The organism is Rhizobium sp. M10, from assembly GCF_002531955.1.
In the GTDB taxonomy this organism is placed as follows: Bacteria; Pseudomonadota; Alphaproteobacteria; order Rhizobiales; family Rhizobiaceae; genus Rhizobium; species Rhizobium etli_C.
Genome location: NZ_NWTA01000034.1, coordinates 13,461 through 32,254, shown reverse-complemented (window position 1 = coordinate 32,254; position 18,794 = coordinate 13,461). Strand labels below are relative to the sequence as shown.

Genomic DNA, 18,794 nt, shown 5'->3' with positions numbered 1-18,794 from the left:
AAGAATGCTACCGCGGAGCAAATATGTTCGTTGGAACCGGATCGCTTGTCTCATGTCTCCTGAGGCGACCCGGGCATTTCCCAATTTGAACTGTCATTCCTTAGCGCAGCCTACCTTGCACGAGAGCCGATCATGAAGGCACCGCATTCCACACAGACCCCGCATGCGATCTTCAATCGGCCGGCTTCCAGGAGAGCGGATCCGCTGGGTTATCGAAATATTTAGCAGCAGCGCTGGCAGACCACCAAGCTGTATTCTTCGGCTCGATCCAATCCTCAGAGTTAGGATCGCAATCAGCTGGCAAATCCGCCATTACATCCTCTATGGTACTGGGAATTGCTGGCCGCAGGATTGTCTGAATTTTGGGGCCCTGTCCCTCAAGAGTTCGCATCATTACGTCCCATACGAAACCCGCCTCAGAGCGCGGCGGCCAGAAATGAAAACTCTTGCTTACGAAGTCGGGGTTCCGTCGCCAGTAACAGGCTGCCGAAGCTTCGCCCCCTAGAACGATTGGGATCATGTCGCGCCCGGACTGGCGCACCGCGTTGATAACACCATTCTCAGCTCCCGACTGAACGATAATACCATCAATTCGACCGGGATTCGCTGCAAGGAATTTTTGCACCTCGGCCTGCGCGACCTTGTCTGTCCACTTCCCGTCGACATGACCTACGATCTTTATCTCGGGATAATACTCCAGAGCCTTCTTTGCGCCGACGTCAAAGCTGTCCGAGGAGGCAAAGCCGGAGATCCCCGAAACGAGAAGCACATTGCCACTTCCTTCGATTTCTTCAGCGAGCCACTTCGCCGCCTCAAACCCGCCTTGCATGTTGTTCTCAGTTGCGTTGACGGCGAACGGCGATGTTACGTAACCAGAGTACGAGAACACAGGCACTCCTTTTGAATACGCATACTCTATCGTAGGATTAAGCGCCGTGAGGTTCGAACAGCAGATAATAATTGCATCAACGCCGTCGTCTACCATCTGCCGCATCTGCCTGATCTGGACAGCGTCTTCAAGATTTGACTGGGTGACGATGAACTCGGAGACCAGCCCCGCTTTCTTGAAAGCTGGAACAATCTTGTTTGTGAACTCATCAAGAATACTCGCACGCCAAGAATTGTCAGCATATGTCGATGCGTACCCAATTTTCCACGGCGGTGCTCGCTGTGCCTTAAACGTGCGGAAGACAGATTCACCTGTAGGCAACTTTGGATCGAGCAACTCGTAGGTTTTTCGTTCCTCCCGCGGCAATTCCGTAAGGCCACCGGCGGCCGCTACAGAAGGGATCACCAAGCCGGTGATTAGAATAATGGCTCTTGTAATTTCACGTATGCGCACGGATTTGATACCTCTCGTGTCTCTGAGCATTGCAAAGCAGTTGATCTCTTGAAGGTTGATCGGCTCTAGGTGGGTTTTTTACAGTCAGACGGGCGGCGAAAGGGAGACCAAGAGCCTAAGGCCGGATTTCGCTTCCGTAAGCGGATTTCCCTTCAGTAGAACGCCGCTATCACAGTGGCCATCCGACGCGTGGCAGTCCCGTTCGATGCGTAGCTTACGCCACTAACCTAACCCGACGCGTCGACTTATCTTCGGTCAATTTGAATGAAGCGAGCCGCTCGCTGAGTTCGTTAGTCTGATCCGAGAGAGTCTTTGCCGCGGCATTTGTCTGCTCGGCCATGGCAGCGTTTTGTTGTGTTCCCTGGTCAAGTACATTGACGTTATTGTTGATCTCGGCGAGGGACGCCGCTTGCTCGCGGCTCGAATTGACGATTTGATCAATCCGATCGGAAATCTTCAAGATCGACGCCGTTATGTTGTGTAACGCCTCACCTGCTTTCCCCACGTAATCTGAGCCGATCGCCACCTCCGAAGAGGATTCCGAAATCAGGTGGCGAATCTCGCGGGCTGCAGCTGATGATTTCTGGGCAAGTTCGCGCACTTCCTGGGCTACGACTGCAAAACCCTTTCCGGCATCTCCAGCACGAGCCGCCTCGACACCAGCATTTAGTGCCAAAAGATTTGTCTGGAACGCAATCGTATCGATCAAACCAATGATTTGGCCGATCTTGTGGGACGCGTCTTCTATTCTGCCCATTGCGTTGATCGCATCGGTCACAATGGTTGCCGCACCCTCGGCGTGTTCTTTAACAACGGACACGAAAGCCTGGGTTTCATAGGCATTCTCGGATGATTTTCTGACCGTGACCGTCACCTGTTCGACGGCGGCCGCAGCCTCCTCCAGTGAGGCGGCTTGCAATTCAGTTCGCCGCGACAGATCATCTGAGGCTTTGAAAAGCTCGCTGGTTCCCCATTGAATTTGATTGGTATTCTCGTCGATATGAGACACTGTCTCTCTCAGGATCGAAAGCGAGTGATTGAAATCGCGCCTCAGCGGCTCAAGATTGGGATGGAATTGGCGGTCAATTTCTTGAGAGATGTCGCCACGCGCCAATCGAGATAACGCCTCTCCTAGAATGGTGACGGCAGTTGCGACCTCCTCCTCCATCTGAGCGCGTTCGCGTTCACGATCCATCCGCTCCTGTTCAACGGTTTTCCTATCGGCTTCCGTTCGTGTCTCGATGTCCATCTTCGAGACAGCATTTTCACGGAAAACCTCGAGTGCGCGAGCCATTTCACCTATTTCGTCTCTCCGGTCACGTCCGACAATCTGCGATCGAAGATCGCCCTTTGCCAGCTCTTGCATGCGCTTCGCGATCCGTTCGATCGGGGCGCGAAGTGTCGCCATCAGGCCGGCGCCAGCCGCCAAGGCTACCAAGACGCCGGACACTGTGGCGATAGTTGACAGCAAGCGGGCAAGATTGCTTTCATTGCGAGCATCGTTTTCCTGAGTTGCTGCAAAAGTTACGAGGTTTTTCCAGATCTCCTGACCGGTTTTGTCCGCCTCAGAATATTGCGCTTGGCGGGCTTCCGCTATCTTGACCAGCTTCTCTGTGTTCTCTTGGATAGAATCCACCTGGGCGAATAGATCTTCCTGCATTTTATCGAAGCCAGATATCGAGCTGGCAACGCCTCCAACTGCCACGGTGTCACGCGCCAATTTTGTAAGTTGCTCAACGAGGCGCTGCTGATTCTCTGCGTTGGCTGTACGGAACAGGTTATTGATTTCGATTTCGATCGAATCGGCGTCCTGGCCGATCGTTGTCGCCGTCGCAACAAGCATTTCGGAATCCGTCAACGCTTTATCCAACGCCCGGATCGCATTTGTTCCTTCAATCATGTGCTGGATCGCATCCACTCGCAGGTTCGTCGCAAAGCTCTGTAGGTCAGAGCCGGCAAGCCGTGTGGAAGGGTCGACAAATTCGGGGTTGGCGATTAGCTTGGCGATAGTCCTCTCAATTTTAGTAACGGCCTGCTCGTCAGCAGTCGAGACTACCCGCTTAACTGTTTTTAGCGACTTTTTGATCACAAGCCCTTGCTGGGCGACAGTCGGAGGCTGCTTCGCTCCGTCCGGCAAGCTCACCAAGTCTTCCGCCATGTGTTGCATAACTGATGCCGTATCGAGTGAGCGGGTAGCCTCCCGGAGCATGGTTTTCCCGGAGTTCTCCTGATTGCGTACTTGTGAGCGCACATCAACCGCAGCCAATTTAAGGGCGCCTCCGACCTCCTTGATCTTCGACAAGTTGGAAACAATGTCGCTGCGAACGGATTCCTCGTCATTATGCAAAGACCACATGCGGCCGATGCTGCCCGAGATAACGGACATTGCCGATACACTGTTTTCGAGCGCACCAGTTTCGCTCCCGCTACCTGCCGCCGCTTCCTGGAGCGACTGCATGGTTGCGCTCTGCCCGTTTAAACTTGTCAGCGCCTCATCTCGGTACTCCGTTGAGCTTTGCGCCAAAAAGCGGTTCATGCTTTCCGCGACACTTCGAAACCCGCTCAAGGTCTGAAGAACCTCATTTGAAAGCCGAAGACGAGACTGAAGCAAGCCAGTTGCTTTTAAGCCGACCCCACCAACTGCCGCCAATATCAGGATCAAGGGTACAAGTACCAATAACACCTTTGCTCTTATGGTAAAGGTGGATAACAGGCGATCGACGAACATACTTACCTCCAAAGGGCTCAAACGGTGCTGGGGCCTCGCTTTTGGAATAGTAATGTTTGAGCCTGAACGAACATGGATAAGAGTTTCACTAAAACAATCGAAACTTTTTTACGTGTTGTTAGGATTTGACCTCTTACCCATTGCGTCTTTCGAGAAACTTAACGGAAGGTTAATACCTGCAGATTTGCCGGATCAGAACGTGGGAGTGGATCTATCTGCACCGAGGATCGATCTCCAGCACGTTCCCTGTCAGCTTTCCGGACAGTTCCGAATTCGCCAGGAATTGCACGGCGTGGATCACTGTTCGAAGCACGTCATTTTCGCTTGAAGACGTAGAGTTCACATCGCTGGCGTGTACAGCATTTATCCTCAGCCCGGAACCGAAATATTGCCTAGCAATTGCGGAGGTAGTAGTGCGCAACGCCGCTTGAAGGACGGCTTCTGCTTCCAGCGAGGTCGTCTCTTCGAACCATGCGACGTCCACTACGGCAAGCTCCGCGCCCTGAAGTCGAGAGCTAAAGGCACCTGTAACTCTGATTAGATTGGATACGGCATCAAGCCCCAGATTCGCGCTGGATAGCGATCCCGTTACAGTTTGGGTTGTTTCATTTCTGCGGAAAACTATGTTCACCAGAACGTCGACCCGTCTCCAGCGCAAATACACCTGGTCAGCCATTGAGTTGACGTAAACGTCTCTGTTCGGGTTGACTTTGACCGGTAAAAAATTGTTTCCCTGGCCTTCAGCCAGGGAGGCGAAGTCGGCGGGATTGGCGTCGCCTACGGCGACCCGATAGCCTTTTTCTATAAATGAGCGCGCCAAACAAAGACCAACAGGATTTGACGCGCCTATCAAGACACAGACTTTTTCCCCAGGAGAAATGTTGGCGTCACTGTCACGTTCAACCAGTACCTCGGTCGATGGAGTATGACACGCCTTGTGAGTCAGAGACGCTTGTATCACGCGCCGGTCGCCGCTTCCGGCAGATTAAGAAGGTCGACAATTTGTGCATTTTTGGCCAAGTTTAGCACTTATAACTCCCGGTCCGTCGCTGCGTCTCCCGCGAACAAGCAATGCGCGGGCGATATAGTAAAATTTTTGTCCGACAATCTGTCAATTCCTTTTTTGCGATTTTCGGCGGACACATGTCGAGACCGGCGTCATTTTGAGGCCTCATGCACGCAATGCCGTAAGCATCGGTATTCCGACACCCGGTTGAGTTTGATGTGGTCTTTCCTGTTAGTCTTCTCTCGCCGCCACGTTCCGATTTGATCGCGCTTTTCGCGTTCGCGCGGCACAGACAACAGCACGCCTATGGCAGCACAAGCTGTTTGACCATCATCAGGTTTCGTCCTTAAGCTCTTCTTTTGCCCAATCAGACGCCCGGAGTCCGTACCCGCTAAGAAGAGCGCAAAGTCAACTCAATGCGACGAGGCGCGGCTTACGCATTGATATTTGCCGCGACCGCCTCGCTTAGTAGGCCAAAAGAACTCGTCGACGTCTTTGCGTCTCCGAGTGTTGAGCCTGGAGCGTGCCTCTCTTATACGTCATAACCGAAGTATGCTGATGCGCAGGTTAAGAGGACCAGCGTGTGGCGAAATCGTGGGGCCATCCTACAGCACAATCATTTTTCTCCGTGTCGACTCAACGGCCTCCAAGGTCGGTTGGCGTAGGTTCTCTCCCACTCATAGCACTCCCACCCTTCCCGTGACGGGCTGCGATCGAAAGCAGCCCGTCACCCCTCGCCTTGGGAGGCATCTTTAGATTGATTTGCCGTGCGGGAACTCCACTAGAACCGTGGCAGATTTCCCTGATGCTGCCTTGCCTTTGATCAGGAATAGCATTAACGTATATCAGACAATCTGTCAATCTGTTCGAGGCTTGTGGAAGCCAGTCATCGCATCATTAGAGGCTTCCCAACTGCAGCGCTGAAAAACTAGGAGGCCATCTCGAGCGGGAGAACGTGGATGTCGGTGCTGGTGATGATCCGCCATGACGAAAGCCTAGGGAATGAGAGATTCAACCGGCCTCCACAAAGGTCCGAATCGGTCATGTACGCGATCAAAATCGCTCGCACGCCATCCGGTCTCGAGCTTTGAAGGTTTGGAAAACTAGTCCCGGCATGTGCGAGTTGGTGTTCATAGATAGGTTTATATTGGATGACCGAAAGTTTGTTCAGCAAGCCCGATGAAGGGACCTTAGTGAAAGACAACTTTATCGAGGGCTCCGATCCCGAACGTCTTTTGCCTTTGATATCATCGCCCCTGGCGTCCTCTGACCTTGCTCAACACGACAGTAGATCGCTTAACTCTCGCTGCAGTCGAATTTCCCTTGATGGTTTTGGCGTTGCGGATGCCCATCATGAAGGGGCGTTCTCGGTCATGATAGATTCCCCAGTTGACGTCGTAACGGTCTTCCTGCCGGCGTCCGGGAATGCAGTCTTTCATTGGTCTGGGCAACAGGTAGAGTCGCCGCATGTTGCAAATGCTCCGCTGAATGCCCGACAAGATGGCATAAGATCTCAACTGTCATTGACGATCGATACGCAATCCTTGCGTGACAAGCTTTCTCGCATGCTCGATCGGACGATCAGCGGAAATCTGCAAATTCAGCCGACCCTTGATCTTGCATCGAGCGCGGGAACGCTCATGCGAGAACTAGCCCTGTCTGCCCATCGCGGCCTCAGTGCCGGGGGGGCTCTGCGACAATGCCCGTCGGCCTATAGCTCGCTCCTCGACGCGATAGAGTACCTTTTGATCGAAAGCTGTATGCATCGCTATACCGATGAACTTCGTCGTCCGTCTCCGTCTCCCACGCCTCGCCACGTGAAACGGGCAATGGAGTTTATGGAAGAGCATATGGCTCAACCCATTTCCCTTAACGATATCGCCGCTGCGGCCAAGGTCAGCGTGCGGACTTTGCAGCACGGCTTCCGACAATTTCGTAATACCAGCCCCACAATGCACCTCCGAGACTTGCGTATGTGCGCAGCTCGACAGGAACTGCTGCAAAACGGCGCTAAAATCAGCGTTTCGGAAATAGCGCTTAAGTGGGGCTTCACACACCTCGGCCGTTTTGCTGCAGAGTACAAGAGACGTTACGGCGAACTGCCATCTAAAACAGTGCATATGAGCGATGTTCTGCCGCATAGGCGATCTATGTGTGCTTCGCAGGCCTCTCCGCCCGAAAGCTGACCCGGAAATAGCCCTTCGCGATGGCGCTGTGGTTCGCAGCGCTCCACCGGGCTATACCATCGCTGCGCCCTTAATTTTTCGGTCTGTCGCCACAGACGGTCAGCAGCCGAGCGTACAGTGCTTCAAGGTGATTGGTGATTTGGATCATTTGCAGCCGCTCTTGCTCCAGGCGCTGCGACTGTGCATCTTCGTGGCTTTCTAAGTGGGTATCTGTCTTAGCCTGTTGCCCGAAATTGATTGCGATAACTTTGGACATCTTCGAACTCTCGTTGAATTTCGTTAATACTCCGCGTCTTGAAGGAAGACAGTCGCGGAAGGTGAAAAAGCAAAAGTCTGCTAGGCAGCTGCGATGCGTCCTGATTGGTGCCAAACCTTTGCTCAAAACTAAGGAAGCATTCCATCCCTTGTTCAAGCGGAGTGATTCCGTAGCTGAAGGTTGGGTCGAAGTCGCGCCTAAGTCCGAACCGGTTGGATCCGATCGCCGTTGATCGATAGAATGCCAGAGACCTGATCGACGACCGGGCCGATGATACCATCTGCTACCTCAACGACGACAATGGCGCTGTGGCTAGACCGATGGGATTGGTTATCTCGGCAGCAAGCTCTATCACCGGAATGACAGAACCGGCAGATCCCTGAACCGAGAACATGCGTTAGGGGCAGCGGCGTCGCCTCTGCTAACCCCCGGATTTCCGGGATCAACGTCGTCTTCATGCAGAACTGCTGGCTGCCAGATGGAAACCGATAATATCCTGCGGTGAATTATGACATGATTCATTAAAACTCTTCCCATTCCTTAGTCGCGACAGCGGCTGTAGTACGTCCGCCGAAGGCGCCGGCAAGCTTCTGGGAGAGGGCACGCGCTGGCGAGGCGGCCGGCTTACCGTTCTGGTGGGCAACACGCCGTACAACAGTCGAACCGTCGAGCCTGAAGCGCGCAATAAGCCGCGCCAGATTGGAAGCCTCATCCGCCAACCGGTTGGTGGCCGCCGTCGATTCTTCCACCATCGCCGCATTCTGCTGGGTCGTCTGATCCATCTGGTTGACCGCAGTGCTGACTTCCGCCAGCCCGGTCGATTGCTCTCGTGCCGCCGTCGAGATCGTATGAACGTGCTCGTTCACCTTGATCACGTGGCCTCGGATTAGACCAAGGGCATCGCCTGTGGCCGTTACCAGCCTGACCCCAGTTTTGACCTCGTCGCCGGACCGGTTGATCAGCGCCTTGATATCCTTGGCGGCAGTGGCGGAGCGCTGTGCCAGTTCACGCACCTCCTGAGCCACAACGGCGAAACCCTTTCCAGCGTCACCCGCACGCGCCGCCTCGACGCCGGCGTTAAGGGCCAAAAGATTGGTCTGGAAGGCGATCTCGTCAATGACGTTAATGATCTGGCCGATTTCATCCGAGGCCTGCTCGATGCGGCCCATGGCGGCGACCGCGTCTTTGACAACCGCGCTCGACTGCTCGGTGCTTCTGCGTGCCTCATCGACCATATGGCTGGCTTCCGTGGCTCTTTCTGTCGAGCTTTTTACCGCCACCGTGATTTCCTCAAGCGCCGAAGAGGTCTCCTCCAGGGCCGCGGCTTGCTGTTCCGTGCGCTTTGAAAGGTCGCCTGAGGCGATGCGCATCTCGCCGGCTCCGCCGTTGATCGTGTCGACGGCGGAGCGAACCTCGCCTAATACGGATCGAAGGGCTGCCATGGTGGCGTTGACATTACTCTTCAGTTCACCAAAGGCTCCCTGAAACTCGCCGCACATGTTTTCCGTCAGATCCCCATCGGCAAGCGCTGAGATAACTCGGCGAGTTTCGGCGATGCCCCGGTCAACAGAGGTGACCAGCTCGTTGACGCTTCCTGCAAAACGGTCGAGAGCCGCATCGCCGTATTTCTTGGTGATGCGATGGGTGAAGTCACCGGCTACGGCGGCTGACACCACCTCGGCAATGCTCGACTGCAAGTCGGCGCTCTTGGCCTGCAACGCGGCCTCCTGCGCGTTCAGATCGCGGGCCTTGATGCTGTTTTGCTTGAATACCTCAACGGCTCTCGACATCTTGCCGATTTCGTCGGCGCGCATTGCGAAAGGAACCTCAGTGTCGAGATTACCATCTGCCAGTACGCCCATCGTGGTAGTCAACCGCGAGATCGGATCGGTAATCTTCCGGATGCAGTAAAGCAGGGCTATAATGCCCGTCGTAGTTGCCAGCGCCATGGCAAGAATGGTGACCAAAACCGTCGATGAAACGGCGCCCATCGTGTTTCCGACGGCCGCGACTCCACCACGCTTGTTAACTGCGACATCCTGGTCAAGGAGCGCTCCGCTATCATTATACAGTTTCGTCGTGGCGTCACTCGTTAGAAGAGCAAATGCTTCATCCTTCTTGCCTGCCTGCATTAGTTTAACAATCCGCTCGCCATCCTCCTGATATTGCGTCCACAAAGCGGAGAACGCGTCATAGGCCTGACGCTCCTCGCCGGATGTCACCATCGGCTCATATTCACCACGGGCATTCGCGAGATCCTCCATCTTCTGGCGGAAGGTGGTGATATTATGCGCAAGGCTCGTCGAATCTGATGAGTTTGTCACCAGCCTGAACTGCAGGATGCGGTAGTCCCCGGTGATCGTATTGATCCGATTTATCACATCGATCGATGGCAGCCAGTTGCTGGCAACTTCGGATATATTGCTCCTAATGGACAGCAGCTTGACGATACTCACGATGCCCTGGCCCGCCGCGAGAAGAGAGAGCAGAACAAATATCAAAGATAAAGCGAGTCTAATGGACTTGGGCATAAAGGCAAACCTTTTAGGTGAGGTGGACGATCGACTTGTCTACTCAAATCTTCCAATTGCCGTTTCATTCATTCGAACGGCAGATCAATCTTGTGGGTCTGTGACATAGCTGAGAATACCTATTGGTTGCGTTGGTTAATGAAGCCTTTCCTGCCCGTCTCGAATGCAAAAAGACGACGTTTTAAGGATAGTCAGGCGTCCAATGGATCGTCCGCGCTTACAAGGAGGATGCAGCCGGCAAAATTTTATTTGGCGCCGTTCGAAGAGCATCATCGTTTTCAGCAACCGAGTTTCGCCCCGCCACGAGCGACCTAGAGCAAGTCCTGCGATCGATGAATCGATTGTGATGTGACGGCGTCCATCGAAGCTGATTCAACTCCACAGAGAAGAGGTGGATGATGGGACAGGCCCTGAGCGATGATCTTCGAATACGGGTTTTGAAAGCGTCTGCGGCGGGCATGTCGGCTCGACAGGCTGCGGCTCGTTTCGGAGTTGGGATTTCGACGGCGATCCGCTGGATTGCAAGAGCGAAAGAGGGTGAGCTGACTGCTCGGCCACAGGGCTGGAGACGACCTTCGGCAGTGGATGCACACGAGGAATTCGTTGTCGCGTTGATCAACGAGCGTAGGGATGTGACGCTCGATGAGATGGTTGAGCGCTTGTCCGTCGAGCGGCAGGTGAAGATCAGCCGCAGCGCACTTGGCGCTTGGCTTCGAAGCCGTGGGTGGACCTTTAAAAAAGACCGCACACGCACTGGAGCAGGACCGACCGGACGTCCTGAAGCGCCGGCGCGCCTGGTTCGATGGTCAATTGGACCTCGATCCGGAGAAACTGATCTTCATCGACGAAAGTGTGCTGCAGAGGCACGGAAGGAGTTCAGTGTGAGCTAACCCCGTAACGTGAAGCTGCGTGAATGATGGAGGATGGCCCTCCGGGATCGGCTTTCAGGAGCGGGTCTCAAACCAGTCCGAGCTGCTGCGGTAAAGAGCCGTGGTGGTGAGCGCCGGATGAAAAGTTCGGACGAGATCCGAGCAGGTGCGTGTCCGAAGACGAACGAAAGTGAACCCTCCGAAGACGCGCCGTTATGAATATAAGCGTCGTCGAAACCAGGACTGTTTCGTCATCCTGGGACAAGTCCGCCGGGTGCCTGATGATTGGGCGGGCGGCGACCGGCGTAGAGGGGGCGTGAGTTGGACACAGGCTTTCACCCGGAACTGCAGGAACCAGGCTCCTGATGCCAAGGGAGAAGCCCAAGCGGAGAAACCGTAAGGCGAGAGTACCGATGCAGGAGACTGGGGCGGACCGATCCGTATGAGCGTTGAGGGCCCTGTAATGGGGCCGGAGCAAAGGGATCGGATCAGGTGGTCGTATTGTTTGGAACAACTGGAAACAGGATGACTTCGATAGGTACGACAGACAAGCCGTTTCGGATTGAGAAGCGGCAAGTGTACGAAGCTTACAAAGCGGTCAAAGCCAACCGTGGTGCAGCCGGGTGGACGGTGAGACCCTGGAGATGTTTGACAAAGACCTTGCGAGAAATCTCTACAAGATCTGGAACCGGCGGTCAGTGATCGGATCGCGCAGATGGTGGTCAAGCAGATGATTGATCCGGAATCCGACATCAAAGCTGTTCGACAATCTTCCGCATGATCTCTTGCTGAAGACGGTCAGAAAAGACGTTAAATGCAACTGGGCTCTGCTCTACATCGAAAGATGGTTGACCGCGCCTATGGAAAAGAACGGAGAAGTCATTGAGCGGATGCGTGGTACCCCGCAAGGGGGCGTGGTCAGCCCGATCCTATCGAATCTCTTCCTGCATTACGCGTTTGACGTCTGGATGACCCGGACGCATCCGGATCTACCATAAAGGCCTGGCGCCGGCGAAGATCGGCGGCTACGTCAAACCGACACTGAGGGTGCGGCCGCCGACAACTACACCTTGACGCGTCGCTGGTTGACGCGAATGGCTTTCGCTTGACCCTCCACGCTGGCACGTGCAGCATCGTCGGCCTGATCGATTTCAGGACGAACGCGTGCATCGATCGGGTGGTGATCATGCTCCTGCTCAGGACTCCGATACGTTGAAACGACAACGCCACGGTGCAACAGCTCGTTCATGTCGTGTTACCTCTTCGAAGGCTACAAGCTATCTGGGAAAGACTTACCTTGTAGGGCATTGGCGGAAGGATCGACAATCGAAAAGACAGGCAGAAATCTCGTCTGCAAGGCCGGCCCCAGAAGGGGTCGGAAGGGAAGATCCGTAGGACAGCTCCCGCGAAACCTCTAGAAAAGTCCAGCCTTTTGAGACCTCGCAACCGGCGGAGAGGATGTTGCTGTCCTGCCTCTATTCAACAGACCTCTCCCCCTTTAAGTTCAGTCGGCGAGCGACCCTTGGGCGATCGCTATGCGCCGATCCCGCCCATGCAGACGTATTTCATGGATAAGAAGTCATCCATTCCGTACTTTGAGCCCTCTCGGCCGAAGCCGGATTGCTTGACGCCGCCGAATGGCGCTAATTCGGTGGAAATCAGACCCGTGTTCACGCCAACCATGCCGTATTCCAGCGCCTCTGTGACCTTCCAAACGTTCCTGAGGTCGTTGGCGAAAAAGTAGGCTGCCAAGCCGAATTCCGTATCGTTCGCGAGTTCGATGACTTCCTCGACAGTATCGAACTTGAACACCGGAGCCAGAGGCGCGAAGGTTTCCTCACGCGCAACCTTCATATCCTTTGTGGCACCCGAGAGAAGCGTTGGTTGGACGAACGTGCCTCCGCGAGCATCGCGGTCACCACCAACCACGACAGTCGCACCCTTGGTCACAGCGTCATCGATATGACCATAGAGCTTTGCTACCGCTTCATCGTTGATCAACGGGCCGATCGTCGCCCCGCTCTCAAACCCGTCAAGAACCTGCAAGGCACTCACGCGCATTGCCAGCTTCTCGACGAACCTGTCATGGATCCCGCTCTGTACGTAAATACGGTTCGCGCACACGCAGGTTTGACCCGCGTTACGAAACTTAGAAAGCATAGCCCCCTCGACCGCCTGGTCGAGATCTGCATCGTCGAAAACGATAAACGGCGCATTGCCGCCGAGTTCCAGGCTCAGCTTCATGATCTTCTGGGCGCCTTGCGCCATCAAGATACGGCCAACTTCGGTCGAACCGGTGAAGGTCAGTTTCTTGACGACCGGGTTGGAGCAGACCTCCTCGCCAAACATTCTTGCATTATCCGTCGGGAGGACGCTGAACAAGCCATCGGGTATTCCGGCACGCTCCGCGAGGATCGCCAATGCAAGCGCCGATAACGGAGTCTCGGCAGCAGGCTTGAATACGATCGCGCAGCCGGACGCGAGCGCCGGCGCGATCTTGCGGCACACCATCGCCGACGGAAAGTTCCAAGGAGCGATGGCGGCCACAACGCCAACCGGCTGCTTGATGACAAGCAGTCGCTTGTCGGCCTGGTGACCTGGAATGGTGTCACCATAGACACGCTTGGCTTCCTCACCGAACCATTCGATGTAGGAAGCGCCGTAAGCAATCTCGCCACGCGCTTCCGCCAGTGGCTTGCCCATTTCCGATGTCAGAATTACGGCCAGGTCTTCAGCGTTAGCTACCACCTCTTCGTAGAACTTCCGCATGATCAGCGAGCGTTCCTTCGCCGAAACCTTAGCCCACTTCTTCTGTGCAGCCTTTGCAGCATCGATAGAGGCTCGCACTTCAGCAAGGCCAGCGCTAGGCAAAGAGGCAAGGACGTCCATCGTGGAGGGGTTTAGCACGTTGATGCGTGTGCCGTTTACCCCTTCGCTCGACCACTTTCCTCCAACCAGCATCTGCTCGCGAACGAGAGTCTGGTCCTTTAAACGGCCTAGCAGGGTGCTGGAGATTGCCATGGATCTTCCTTTCTATGCATTGATCATATCTGATTTCGAATGTGTGGTGACCGTGCGTATATCGCGACCATCGGAACGATGAGCAGACCGACGACAGCCTGCTGCGCCGGAAAGTTCAGTCCGAGGCCAACTAGAAGCGAGGTCAGTACAGTCAGGACAAGAACACCGAGCACTGTCGCGCCATAGCCGCCCGCCCCACCAAGAAGCGACGTCCCTCCAATCACCACCGCTGCTACGGTGGTGAAAAGATAAGGGTCGCCCACGCCGACGAAGCCACCACCGGAAAACCCTAGTAGCAGCATGCCCGTGATTGCAGACATGGCACCGCTGACGCTATGGATGACGGTCCAGACCTTGAATTCGGAGATTCCGAGGCGGGCGGCCGCCGTCCGGCTTCCGCCGACGGCGTAAATGCTGCGGCCAAACCAGGTGTTGTACATGAACCATCCAAGCGCGATGGCGACGATAGCCCAGATCACGATGACCGGAGGCAGCGACAGGCCGAAAAACTTTCCGTTGAACGCCGAAATGTTCCTCAGCCATTCGGGTACCGGAGCAAACACTGTACCACCAAACGCCGAGCCGAGTGAGGTGTAGATCTGGACCGCACCGACGGCCGCGAAGCCAACTCCGAGCGACATGATCAGCGCTTGCCCTTGGAGACGGAAGCTCAGGGCGCCATTGGCGGCCCCGACAAGCGCACCGAGGAGCATGACAACCAGCATCGCGAGGGGAGCGGGAATACCTGCGACCATAAGGCTGGGAAGGAGGATGTTCGCGCCTCCAATAATATATGGTATCGAAAGATCGAGCGCACCGACCAGAGCGCACAGGGTCTGGCCAATGGAGGCAAGCCCCAGAAACGCTGCGAGAAGAAGGATTGAACGCGCGTTTTGGGATGATACGAAGCCGGGGACCAGCAATGCACCGAGTGCTAAGAGAGAGGCCAGAAGAACAAAGCCAATGACGATGCTCCGATGAGCCTTGAGCGGGTTAGACTTCTGAGCCGATTTGATTTCGGAATTCATAACTGTCGCGACCATTATCTTGCTCCTTACACAACCGCGCGGCGACTGATGACAAAGACGTTCACGAGAAGTGATCCGACGAGGATTAAGCCGAATGCCATCTGGGTAACGAACCCCGAAACCGTGCCGAAGTTGAAGGTGGAGAGGAGATAGGAGATGAGGAACATGTTGATCGCGCCAAGCGTAGATCCAAGTGCTCCACCACGACCACCGGAGAGGCTCGCACCTCCGAGAACCAGGGCCGTAACAGCCTGAAGGGTGTAGGTGCTGCCCTGCGTCGGATCACCAGAGGAGATCAGCGCCGTGTAGCTGAGGGCGGCAAGTCCAGCGAATGCTCCACCAACAACGTGGGCGATGATGCGGACTGCGTCCACTCGAACGCCGCTCGTATACGCCATGCGCTCATCCGCACCCGTCATGCGAAGGTTGCGGTAAAACATAGTCCCCCTGAGAAGGAGCCATAATGCATACGCTGCAACCAGCAACAGCAAAACAGGTGACATGATGTCGGTCCCCGCCCCCCAGCTAAGCATCCAGTCGGGCGCGACTCCACCCGGTCGGGACATCACCATCAGGTTCAACCCGGAGAGGACAAGAAAACCCGACAGCGTAACGATTATCGGAGCGACACGCACATAAATGATAACCAGCGCCTGGAGTAGCTGGAATGCCGCTCCCAGGCCGACTGCCCATACTATCACTGCGATAGGGTTGGTAATTCCGTTACCCACAAGCCAGGTAATAAGGGTAACGTTGATGAACCCCATCAAGGGGCCAACTGAAAGGTCCACTGCTCCACGACCCGCCATGACAATGGGGGTGAGGGCAAGCGCCGTTAGAATCAAGGGCGTGGCGACAAGGATTGCACCTGCGAGGCCGTTGTTCGTGAATAGCCCGTGTCCGCGTAGGGCAACGGCGACCAAAAGGACAATGAATAGGCCGGCCGGCACGAAGAGGGAACGGTCCTGGGTGATTTGACGGAATGCGATTCCAGACATCATGCAGTCCTTTCCAGATCGAACTCGATGGAGGCGTTTGGCGATTTTCCAAACATTGCGGCCAAGATTGGCTCTTCCGCTATGTCCTCGCCTGCTAGCGACCGGAAAAGCCTTCCAGCAAAGAAGACGTCGACGCGGTCCGCAAAGCCGATGAACTCTTCAATTTCGCTTGATAGATAAATCACGCTGCCACCCTTCTCCGTGAACAGGCGCAGTTCGCGGTAGAGATCGCGCTTCGTTCCGAGGTCGACACCGCGAGCGGGATCGTTAAGGACGATGACGGACGGTTCGTTTGCAAAGGCACGGCCGATCAAAACTTTTTGCTGATTTCCGCCCGACAGTGAGGTGATCTTGTTCGCCGGACTTCCAATCTTAATCCGGAGCCGATCCACCTCGCGTTTGAACATGGGTTTGAGGCCGGCCTTATTGATTATACCAAGAGGACCGAGGTTCTTGCGATAGACGCCGATGGCAAGATTTTCGAAGATGCTCTGCTGAGGGAAGATACCTTCACGCTTGCGGTCGCCGGAAATATACGAGATTCCTGCTTTGGTAGCGTCTTCGAGCGATGCGACCTTTTTCATTCTCTCGGTGCTGGATGACCAGACTTGGACATTACCACCAAAAGGCTGGATGATACCCGCAACGGCGCGTACGAAAGCGTCCTGCCCCTGCCCGTCGAGTCCTGCAACACCGATGATCGCTCCTTTCGGTAGATCGAAATCGAAGGGCGCTGCCGCGCTGTGAGTAACGAGGTCTCTTACCGCTACCACGGCCGGCGCGGCGGCGCCTACTTGCTTTGATTCGTACGCCTTCGCGTCGCTTGCGTTTCGGTCCGCGGGCGTCATCATTGAAAGCAGGTTCTCTTCAGTTATTTCATGCTTCTCGAGCGTACCAATGGTGACGCCGTCGCGAAGGATCGTGGCTCGATCGGCGATGCGGACAAGTTCAGCGATCCGATGCGTTACGATCAGCACGGTCGCACCTTCCCTACGGAGACGATCAATTTCCTCGTGGAGGCGGATCGTGGAATCGAGGTCTAATGCCGCAGACGATTCATCGAGGATGAGGACCTTCGGCCTGCGCAAGACCGCTCGCGCAATAACTATCCATTGCTTGACGCTCAGAGGCAATGCCCCAACGTTCTGATCGAGATCCACGGGCTTGCCGACGAGGCGTTTCAGGATCTCCTCAGCCTCGGTACGCCGACCACTGCCGCCCTGCGAGCGGAAGATGCCGTCGCGCCCGACATACAGGTTTTCCAATACACTGGCCTCGTCGGCCACCAGCACTTCCTGGAAGATCGTTGTCAGCCCGATGCGCTTGGCGTCAGTCGGAGTCGAAATCTCTTCTCCAAGGACCGAAACGCTCCCGGAATCTGGGTGCAACACTCCAGACATGATCTTCGCCATCGTGCTTTTGCCACTTCCATTCTCTCCGACGATGGCGTGCACTTCTCCGGCCCGGGCTTCAAAATCACACTTCTTTAAGGCCTTAGTCTCGCCGAAAGACTTGGCAACATTGATCAACTTGATCGTAGTTTGGTTTTGCATCGGAGATCCTCTAATCCCAACGGCCGCGCGAGGCGGTCCTCCCACAAGAGAAACTTCTGTCCGGTGGCAAGACCCACCGGGCAGAACAGTTTCACTTCGACACAGGCTTCCAGGGATCAGCCGGGCGTTCGAAGTAGTCTGCAGCAATCGCAGCAGGAAACCACCCGTCCGCCTTGGGCTCCACGAAGTCTGTCGAGTTCAAGTCGCAATCTTCTGGTATCGCCGCGCGGACTTCATCGATGGTGTAAGGCAAGACGGGTCGAAGGAAGGACTGAACCTTAGGGCCTTGTCCCTCCAATGTGCGGAGCATGATCTCCCACATCTGTTGCATCTCGCGACGCGGCGGCCAAATATGGAAACTCCTGTCCACAAACTCGGGGTTCTTGCGCCAGTAGCACGCGGCGGAAGCTTCCCCCCCGAGAGTAATCGGGATCATGTCTCGACCTGACTGCAGCATTGCGTTGAGAACGCCGTTCTCTTGGGCCCCCTGCGTGAGGATCCCATCAATCTTCGTCGGGTTCGTCGCAAGAAACTTCTGAACTTCGACCTGGGCCACCTGGTCGGTCCACTTCCCTGCAACTTCACCGACGATCTTTATGTCGGGGTACTTAGCAAGTGCTTCCTTAGCCGCTTTGTCAAAGCTGTCCGAAGAAGCGAAACCGGGAATACCAGAAACGAGAAGGATATTGCCCTTCTTTCCTATTTTTTCCGCCAGCCACGTCGCCATCTCGGCACCGCCCTGCGCGTGATTGGCCGCGCCATTGATGGCGTATGGCGACGTCACGTAGCCCGAAAATGAGAACACCGGCACACCGGCTTTGTAGGCATATTCGATCGTCTGATTAAGAGCCGTGACGTTCGAGCAGCAGATGATGATTGCATCGACGCCTTCGTCCACCATTTGACGCATCTGCTGGATCTGAACGGCGTCTTTAAGATCCGACTGGGTGACCACGACATCAGACACCAGGCCCGCAGCCTTTGATCGCGGTAAAAGATCGCTCATGACCGCATCGAGAGCTGCGGCTCGCCAGGTGTTGCCAGCGTAGCTGCTTGCATAGCCGATCTTCCACGGAGGACCCTTTTTGGGCTTGAAGTCTTTGTAGGCGCTCGCCCCCAATGGAATCTGCGGATCTACAGTTTCATAGATCTTCTTTTCTGTAGCCGGTAGCTGATCGACACCATCCGCGTAAGCGGTTGTCGCCAGGGCGCTAACCGAGATCAGCGCCCCAAGTGTGACATTCAGAATGCACCTCATTGAAGTTCTCCTCCCGAG

13 protein-coding genes and 1 pseudogene are annotated in these 18,794 nt (G+C 55.3%); 3 read left to right on the top strand and 11 right to left on the bottom strand.

The window, feature by feature from the left end:
- Positions 1 to 172: 172 nt before the first annotated feature.
- From CO671_RS30695 to CO671_RS30685, 3 genes are all read right to left on the bottom strand, one after another.
- Positions 173 to 1,372 carry an ABC transporter substrate-binding protein gene (locus CO671_RS30695; protein ID WP_008534366.1) on the bottom strand — a complete coding sequence of 400 codons (1,200 nt, stop codon included), beginning with the start codon at positions 1,370 to 1,372 and terminating at the stop codon, positions 173 to 175.
- Between the two features lie 184 nt (positions 1,373 to 1,556).
- Positions 1,557 to 4,070 (bottom strand): HAMP domain-containing methyl-accepting chemotaxis protein, encoded by a 2,514-nt coding sequence (locus CO671_RS30690; protein ID WP_008534365.1) that lies wholly within the window; start codon positions 4,068 to 4,070, stop codon positions 1,557 to 1,559.
- Positions 4,071 to 4,281: 211 nt separating this feature from the next.
- Positions 4,282 to 4,923 carry an SDR family oxidoreductase gene (locus tag CO671_RS30685; RefSeq protein WP_010031458.1) on the bottom strand — a complete coding sequence of 214 codons (642 nt, stop codon included), beginning with the start codon at positions 4,921 to 4,923 and terminating at the stop codon, positions 4,282 to 4,284.
- 1,304 nt (positions 4,924 to 6,227) lie between these two features.
- Here CO671_RS30685 and CO671_RS30680 point away from each other — a divergent pair.
- A complete protein-coding gene (locus tag CO671_RS30680; protein WP_008534360.1) occupies positions 6,228 to 7,262 on the top strand; it encodes an AraC family transcriptional regulator in 1,035 nt (344 codons plus the stop codon).
- Between the two features lie 70 nt (positions 7,263 to 7,332).
- On the opposite strand, the gene CO671_RS30675 is transcribed toward CO671_RS30680, so the two are convergent.
- Positions 7,333 to 7,518 (bottom strand): hypothetical protein, encoded by a 186-nt coding sequence (locus CO671_RS30675; RefSeq protein ID WP_004673279.1) that lies wholly within the window; start codon positions 7,516 to 7,518, stop codon positions 7,333 to 7,335.
- A 521-nt stretch (positions 7,519 to 8,039) separates the two neighbouring features.
- Positions 8,040 to 10,049, bottom strand: coding sequence for a methyl-accepting chemotaxis protein (locus tag CO671_RS30665; RefSeq protein WP_012489469.1), 2,010 nt, complete (start codon positions 10,047 to 10,049; stop codon positions 8,040 to 8,042).
- Positions 10,050 to 10,447: 398 nt separating this feature from the next.
- Between CO671_RS30665 and CO671_RS30660 the strand changes: the two are divergent.
- Together CO671_RS30660 and CO671_RS34395 are read left to right on the top strand one after the other, a co-directional pair.
- Positions 10,448 to 10,898: pseudogene (locus CO671_RS30660) on the top strand (transposase); the annotation flags it as partial.
- Between the two features lie 754 nt (positions 10,899 to 11,652).
- Positions 11,653 to 11,916 (top strand): reverse transcriptase domain-containing protein, encoded by a 264-nt coding sequence (locus tag CO671_RS34395; RefSeq protein ID WP_008534342.1) that lies wholly within the window; start codon positions 11,653 to 11,655, stop codon positions 11,914 to 11,916.
- Between the two features lie 65 nt (positions 11,917 to 11,981).
- Here the strand turns inward: CO671_RS34395 and CO671_RS30645 are convergent, their stop codons facing one another.
- The 6 genes from CO671_RS30645 to CO671_RS30620 all read right to left on the bottom strand — a co-directional run bounded on the left by CO671_RS30645 (position 11,982) and on the right by CO671_RS30620 (position 18,776).
- Positions 11,982 to 12,167 (bottom strand): hypothetical protein, encoded by a 186-nt coding sequence (locus tag CO671_RS30645; RefSeq protein ID WP_004668636.1) that lies wholly within the window; start codon positions 12,165 to 12,167, stop codon positions 11,982 to 11,984.
- A 284-nt stretch (positions 12,168 to 12,451) separates the two neighbouring features.
- Positions 12,452 to 13,939 carry an NAD-dependent succinate-semialdehyde dehydrogenase gene (locus CO671_RS30640; protein WP_008534338.1) on the bottom strand — a complete coding sequence of 496 codons (1,488 nt, stop codon included), beginning with the start codon at positions 13,937 to 13,939 and terminating at the stop codon, positions 12,452 to 12,454.
- A 23-nt stretch (positions 13,940 to 13,962) separates the two neighbouring features.
- Positions 13,963 to 14,982, bottom strand: a complete 1,020-nt coding sequence (locus tag CO671_RS30635) for an ABC transporter permease (RefSeq protein WP_004668632.1) — start codon at positions 14,980 to 14,982, stop codon at positions 13,963 to 13,965.
- Positions 14,983 to 14,993: 11 nt separating this feature from the next.
- Complete coding sequence (locus CO671_RS30630; RefSeq protein WP_008534336.1) at positions 14,994 to 15,968, bottom strand: ABC transporter permease; 975 nt, start codon at positions 15,966 to 15,968, stop codon at positions 14,994 to 14,996.
- On the bottom strand, positions 15,965 to 17,518 hold the full coding sequence (locus tag CO671_RS30625; RefSeq protein WP_004668627.1) for a sugar ABC transporter ATP-binding protein: 1,554 nt from the start codon (positions 17,516 to 17,518) through the stop codon (positions 15,965 to 15,967). Before CO671_RS30625 ends, CO671_RS30630 begins: the two co-directional genes overlap by 4 nt.
- Before the next feature lie 91 nt (positions 17,519 to 17,609).
- Positions 17,610 to 18,776, bottom strand: a complete 1,167-nt coding sequence (locus tag CO671_RS30620) for an ABC transporter substrate-binding protein (protein WP_008534334.1) — start codon at positions 18,774 to 18,776, stop codon at positions 17,610 to 17,612.
- Positions 18,777 to 18,794 lie beyond the last annotated feature (18 nt).